9 protein-coding genes are annotated in these 5,648 nt (G+C 37.3%); 7 read left to right on the plus strand and 2 right to left on the minus strand.

Going from position 1 to position 5,648, the window contains the following annotated elements; all coding sequences use genetic code 11:
• Nucleotides 1-517: 517 nt before the first annotated feature.
• Complete coding sequence (locus tag ACFIL2_RS02910) at nucleotides 518-1,573, minus strand: type I restriction endonuclease (RefSeq protein WP_144755027.1); 1,056 nt, start codon at nucleotides 1,571-1,573, stop codon at nucleotides 518-520.
• 19 nt (nucleotides 1,574-1,592) lie between these two features.
• On the minus strand, nucleotides 1,593-2,246 hold the full coding sequence (locus ACFIL2_RS02915; protein ID WP_004856665.1) for a LexA family transcriptional regulator: 654 nt from the start codon (nucleotides 2,244-2,246) through the stop codon (nucleotides 1,593-1,595).
• 95 nt (nucleotides 2,247-2,341) lie between these two features.
• Here ACFIL2_RS02915 and ACFIL2_RS02920 point away from each other — a divergent pair, with 95 nt between their 5' ends.
• The 7 genes from ACFIL2_RS02920 to ACFIL2_RS02950 form a co-directional block, all read left to right on the plus strand.
• Nucleotides 2,342-2,617 (plus strand): helix-turn-helix domain-containing protein, encoded by a 276-nt coding sequence (locus tag ACFIL2_RS02920; protein WP_375633226.1) that lies wholly within the window; start codon nucleotides 2,342-2,344, stop codon nucleotides 2,615-2,617.
• A gap of 17 nt (nucleotides 2,618-2,634) precedes the next feature.
• Nucleotides 2,635-3,003, plus strand: coding sequence for a hypothetical protein (locus ACFIL2_RS02925; protein ID WP_375613947.1), 369 nt, complete (start codon nucleotides 2,635-2,637; stop codon nucleotides 3,001-3,003).
• Nucleotides 3,004-3,125: 122 nt separating this feature from the next.
• Complete coding sequence (locus ACFIL2_RS02930) at nucleotides 3,126-3,443, plus strand: dATP/dGTP diphosphohydrolase domain-containing protein (protein WP_375613946.1); 318 nt, start codon at nucleotides 3,126-3,128, stop codon at nucleotides 3,441-3,443.
• Nucleotides 3,444-3,492: 49 nt separating this feature from the next.
• A complete protein-coding gene (locus tag ACFIL2_RS02935; RefSeq protein ID WP_375681685.1) occupies nucleotides 3,493-3,885 on the plus strand; it encodes a hypothetical protein in 393 nt (130 codons plus the stop codon).
• A 405-nt stretch (nucleotides 3,886-4,290) separates the two neighbouring features.
• Entirely contained in the window at nucleotides 4,291-4,761 is a 471-nt protein-coding gene (locus ACFIL2_RS02940) for a crossover junction endodeoxyribonuclease RuvC (protein ID WP_375677143.1), read from the plus strand.
• A complete protein-coding gene (locus ACFIL2_RS02945) occupies nucleotides 4,751-5,086 on the plus strand; it encodes a DUF1376 domain-containing protein (RefSeq protein WP_375633224.1) in 336 nt (111 codons plus the stop codon). The genes ACFIL2_RS02940 and ACFIL2_RS02945 overlap by 11 nt, the downstream gene beginning before the upstream one ends.
• Nucleotides 5,076-5,648 (plus strand): DUF1376 domain-containing protein (locus ACFIL2_RS02950; RefSeq protein WP_375680693.1); only part of this gene is annotated, 573 nt, incomplete at its 3' end. The genes ACFIL2_RS02945 and ACFIL2_RS02950, both read left to right, overlap by 11 nt.

The following is a 5,648-nucleotide window of genomic DNA, read 5'->3' on the forward strand; positions in this document are numbered from 1 at the left end:
TTTTTAGAACTTGGCTTTCATCCAGTGGTCCCGACCGACCAATGTTTTGATCATCATCATAGACAACTAATAAAATTTCATTGGAATTAATAAGAATTGGCTTATCCATAATTTTTCCTCCCTAACGCCTCTTGGCGATTGTTCGTGTTAATGTAATTTAATCTACACCAGATCGGCTTTTGCTTCTTCGTGATATGTTGTTATAGAGGAGTATACCGTAAAGGATTATTATGGTCAAGTCATTTTATGCTAAAATGGTTTTTTTATAAATGAACTTTAATATTTATTACGAATCGGTTTGAGTATTGTAGCGTTCAGTGTAGAGGCATGATACTTCCTAGTATCCCGTAAAAAATAAATCAGTTAGCTGTATTTGAAATTTATATGCAGGAAAAATTGGGGCAGTGTGCAGACAGAGCCAATCGATGGGTAGATAACGCCGTAGTTTTTTTATAAAAACTGCGGACGAACAAAAAAACCCCGCTTCAGCGGGGCATACATAGGTTGTTAGAATATCTTATAAATATTTTTTTGCTGTTTCTCTTATTCTGTCTGCAAAATCATAAATATTATCTAGCGTTTCAATACCGACTTTTTCATCAATATCAGTATCGAAAAGGGCTAGTTGCTTATGTTTTCTGTTAAAGTGCAGTCGAACCAACGGCTTTCTGTTATTATTGTCAATTAAAATGGCGCAGTACGACTTTGCATCTCTGATAACAATACGGTCGGCAGAAATAACTTCACGCGCAATTGCCTTGACAATCATGAAGCCTTCAACTTCCTCTTCGGTCGTTATTATGGCATGTTCATTACCAATAGATGTAGCAATATTATCTTGCTTGTCGGTTTCAGTTGTTGTTTGTAAAGCGCTAGAAAGCCGACTTTTTACCGCATCAGATATTACTTCGCGAAACGCATTTTTAGTAACACCTGTGAGCATTTCTAAGACATTAGCAGTCAGGCGCCCTTCATAAACATCCGCACAAGCAACACGAACAAAACCTTCGGACGGATTTTCTATTTCTTTTTGGATGTTTTGTTTTATTCCAGATACATATTTGAGCTGCTCGGCTGTCACCAATATATTTTCAATATTAAATGCTGAGCGTTCAAACTTTTTAAGCTCTGTAAGTACCACAGTATTGTATTCTATTACATCAAAAGTAAGGAATGGCCTATTATCGAGCTTGTTTGCAGCATCAAGATCTGTGTAAAAATGAAAAAATCGACCATTTGTCAAAATCGCGAATTTAGCATTCGTTACACTAAAGTATCGATATAATTGACTTAAATGCTTTGAACTCAATTCGCAAGATATCGGTTTGCACTCAAAAAGAATACGTATCTCACCGTCTATACGGATAGCATAGTCAACTTTTTCACCTTTTTTACCAACGGCATCAGCAGTAAACTCGGGAATGACTTCAAGTGGATCGAAAATATCATACCCAAGTGCGCGCAGAAATGGTAAAACGACCGCTGTTTTGACCGCTTCTTCAGTTAACATAGTATCTGAATGATTTTTGACTTTATCAGCTATTATTTTTAAGCTCTCGTCTACTGTCCCCATTCCCGCTTCTCCTTTGTTTTCAGGGTTTTCTTAAAATCCAAAGAACTTTCCCAACTACACGAATCTCCTCTCCATCAGTTGCCCCATTTATTTTGATAGGTTCTTGATGATTGGGTTCAGTACTTTCAGGCCATAGTTCAAATCCACTAATAGTTTGACGTATACGTTTAGCTGTACGCTCAATCATTTGACCATTGAATCGGCTGCGTTCAACTATCACGAGATCGTTAGGTTCCACATTAATGCCGGCTTTTATTATGTCTACGCAAATAAGTTGATCACCATCACGAGCAATTTTGTTAAGGCAGTTGCCCTCGATTTTTAAAGCAAATTGAAAGTGAGCTGGGTATTTCGAGGTGCTGGGTACATATTCTATGTCATCAAATCCAAAATCCATATCTTCGACCGACATCCACGAGCTAGCAGCAACTTTTCCTATCACCGGTATCATTCCAATAGCATTAGATATGGGATGTATTTCCTCGTTTTCTGGGAAAAGAAGATTAAACGGCTTTACACCAAGATGTGGTGCTAACTTTTCCGCCCACTCTTTGGTTAATTTTCGCTCACCTTTTTCAAGCCGTTTTATTTGAGGTTGCGTGGTACCAGCTTTTTCAGCCAATTTCACCTGTGTGAGTCCCAAATCTTTCCTCAATTTTTTAATTATATGCATGCTCTAAACCTTACACCAAGACTGCTTATTTAACAAAGTCCATAAAGGTATTTTTTTATTGACTAAAACAGTCTTTTATGGTATTTATTTGAATTATGGAAAAATTGAAATCATATCTCACACGAAATAAACTATCTCAAGCCGAATTTGGGAAGCAAGTTGGCGTAGCACAGAGTACGATTAACAGGTATTTACGCGGCTTGCGGTTTCCTGAGCCTGAAATTGTCTTAAAGATTGAAAAGACAACCAATGGTATTGTTCGTCCCGTTGACTGGTATGTCGATTTATACCCACGCCCCTCTCTTGAAGAGGTGGGCGTGCCACTTACTACAGCTGATAACAAACACCCACAGCAGCCTTCACACTCTTAAGAAGAAAGAAAGTAAAGATGGATTATGGTTTAGCGGCAATTATTATACTTTTTACGACCAATGTAATTACGGTTTTTTGTTTGTGGGCCTATCGTAAAGTTTTTTATTTATATCGTAAAAAAGAGCAAAGCTATGTAAATGTTTTGCAAAAATCATATTATACTTTTTATATTTTGAAAGATTTAATACAGGAAATAGGTTTTCCAGAAGGCTGTACAATCGTTTTTAATAATTCTGATTGGAATTTTTCTTTTGATGAAAACAACCATTTAATAGCCAAAAATTCTTTAGGACCAGAATTGTCCATAAAGATGCATGGCGACACAAAATATTTCAAAGAAAACTCTCAAAAAATTTTTGAAAAACACAATCGGTCCAAACATTAAATGTAACGAGATGAGGCATGCAGTGTATTTTTGAATTGAGTAAGTTCATTTTTTTAATTTATGACTAAATGCTCTGTCATAGCAAACATATAAATACGTAGAGCCTTAAGGGGGGGATAATCATGGTTTTTAAAGCACATAAGAATGACATTGGTAAACCGCGTGTTGATCTTATTCCACCGTTGACACTGATTGAAATCGGTAGAGTTTTAGAGCTTGGAGAAAACAAATACGGTGCAAGCAATTGGCGTCATGGCATGAATTGGAGCCGTTTGTATGGAGCTTCTTTACGTCATTTATTAGCATGGTTTGGTGGAGAGAATAAGGATGGCGAGAGTAATTTATCACACTTGGCACATGCGGCTTGTTGCATTCTTTTTTTAATGGAATGCGAGGCAAAACGGATTGGCCGAGATGACCGCCCTAAAAGCAAAGAATAGAGATCAGAATGAGTTCGAATGAGATTTTAATAGCGGGCGCTTGGTAGTTTTGGGAGCTTTGCTTGTATGCGGAGCGATGTTGCGTGTTGTATTTTATTATCGCAACAAAGTCAAAGTTCTTAAAGAGCAGGTCTTGACTTTAAAAAGCAGCATAAAAACTCTTGATGAAGAATACGCGTGGTCAAGAAGTGCATCTTCAAAGGACGTGGCAAAGAGAACTAGTGATCTGAATATTGCAATTAAAGAACGCGATAGAGCGATAAAAGAACTACAACAAAGGACTGAAGAACATGAAAAGGCATTCAGAGATGTAAGTGAAGTAGTGATGGCACTAAAAGCAGATGTTCAATCACGTGACGAGGAAATTGAAAGACTAAGACAAGAGCTTAAGCAGCGTGAAGGTGCAGTAAAAACGCCGCCTCATAAGAAGAAAAGAAAGTGAGGGAAAAAAGATGAGTGTGACAGCGATAGCTTTGGGTATTGCATTTGTGATCTTTGATTTACTTATAATCTCCTTTGTTGTCTCGGAAATATTAGACAAAAAGAACGATAAACTCCGTGAGATCATTTCGAAAAAACATAAAATTTTACACGATTTGAAAATGCATATCTTCAAGAATGGGGTGGGAACATGAATCTAGGTGAATTAGTACTCTACTTATTCATATCAATAAATGCAGTGTTTTTTATTGCAATGATGGTTTTTATACTTTTAGTTGCGCCTATTTACATAGTGTATACTTCTGCTCAACCCGTCATAAAAAAGAAGAAAATTCTTAAGGAATTAGATGCTGAGATTGAGAGTTTAAAGCACAAGATTAATGAGAAGTAGGTACTGGTGATTTAGATGTCTCATACAATTCTTTGCCTTGATCTAGGGACCAAGACAGGCTGGGCGATATGCGGTGCGGATGGTCACATCATCAGTGGTGTCATGAATTTCCACCCCCGATATTTTGAAGTCGGTGGAATGCATTATTTACGCTTTAAGAGATGTCTATCAGAAATAAAACAGACAGTAGGCAGCATTGACGCGATGTATTTTGAAGAAGTGAGGCGTCATAATAGTACTGATGCAGCGCATATTTACGGTGACTTGTTATCAACATTAACGGCGTGGTGTGAACATCATCAGATACCGTATGAAGGCATTCCCGTTGGTACCATTAAGAAAGCAATGACAGGCAAAGGGAATGCGTCAAAAGAAGAAATGATTAAGGCAATGCGTGCAAAAGGTCACGCGCCTTGTGATGACAACGAAGCAGATGCTTTGGCAATTTTATATTTAATGAAAGAAGGGGATATACATGTCCGGTAAAATACCATGGACGAGACTGTTTGCCGATAAATGGGCGGTGGTCGTCGATTATTTACCTCCTGTAGAAGGTAATATCTATATGAGATTGCGATTTCGCATGCTTCGTACTGGTGAACCTCTTTTTTGTAATATTAAAGTTTTATCTCATTACACTGGTTATTCAGTAAAGAAATTTGAGACAGCATTGAATGTTTTGCTAGAAGAGGGATACATCATTCGTTTAGAAGATGGTCGTTTGTGGAGTTCACAAGTTGAGGAGGAACTCAATAACTTCAATGAAGATCTAAATAATAATAAAGAACAGGAGGGGAAATATGTCAACTAAGTTAGCTTGGGTTCGTTGTTTTCCTTCTGATTGGGTATCTGATGCTAGTGGAATGACGTCGCATCAAATATCGACTTATATGATGTTGATATTGCTTATGTATAAGAAGAGACAGCCAATTCTTGAGAATGCCTCTATATTAGCACGCATTTCTGGTTGTTCAGTAAAAGCTTTTAATAAAGCGCTAGATTTTTTATTGAGTGATGAGAAACTGATACGTTTAGAAGGTGGTCGTTTATGGAGTTTACAGGTTGAAGAGGAACTCAACAACTCTAATGAGAATTTGAATAAGTTTTCAGAGAGAGCGCAAAAGGCAGCGAAGGCAAGATGGGATAAAAATACAAAAGATGCTTGTGATATTAAGCATGATGCTAACAGCATGCTTAAGGATGCTAAGCATGATGCTTGTGATGCTATAACAAACAATACAAACATATATAATAAAAAAACTAAAACTAACGTTTTAGCAAAAAAAGAAATTGGTTCTGAAAGTTTAGCAACAATCGATTTGGTTGACGAGCCAACAGAGGTTGCTGCTGTTGAGACCACATCAGAGCAAATC

The sequence above is a fragment of the Bartonella sp. AP30XZML genome, assembly GCF_042195945.1.
Lineage (GTDB): Bacteria > Pseudomonadota > Alphaproteobacteria > Rhizobiales > Rhizobiaceae > Bartonella.

What these genes read in the sequence shown, in the direction of transcription:
- ACFIL2_RS02910 (WP_144755027.1), bottom strand. Translation starts at nt 1,573, where the DNA reads ATGGGGACAGTAGACGAGAGCTTAAAAATAATAGCTGATAAAGTCAAA.
- ACFIL2_RS02915 (WP_004856665.1), bottom strand. Translation starts at nt 2,246, where the DNA reads ATGCATATAATTAAAAAATTGAGGAAAGATTTGGGACTCACACAGGTG.
- ACFIL2_RS02920 (WP_375633226.1), top strand. Translation starts at nt 2,342, where the DNA reads ATGGAAAAATTGAAATCATATCTCACACGAAATAAACTATCTCAAGCC.
- ACFIL2_RS02925 (WP_375613947.1), top strand. Translation starts at nt 2,635, where the DNA reads ATGGATTATGGTTTAGCGGCAATTATTATACTTTTTACGACCAATGTA.
- ACFIL2_RS02930 (WP_375613946.1), top strand. Translation starts at nt 3,126, where the DNA reads ATGGTTTTTAAAGCACATAAGAATGACATTGGTAAACCGCGTGTTGAT.
- ACFIL2_RS02940 (WP_375677143.1), top strand. Translation starts at nt 4,291, where the DNA reads ATGTCTCATACAATTCTTTGCCTTGATCTAGGGACCAAGACAGGCTGG.
- ACFIL2_RS02945 (WP_375633224.1), top strand. Translation starts at nt 4,751, where the DNA reads ATGTCCGGTAAAATACCATGGACGAGACTGTTTGCCGATAAATGGGCG.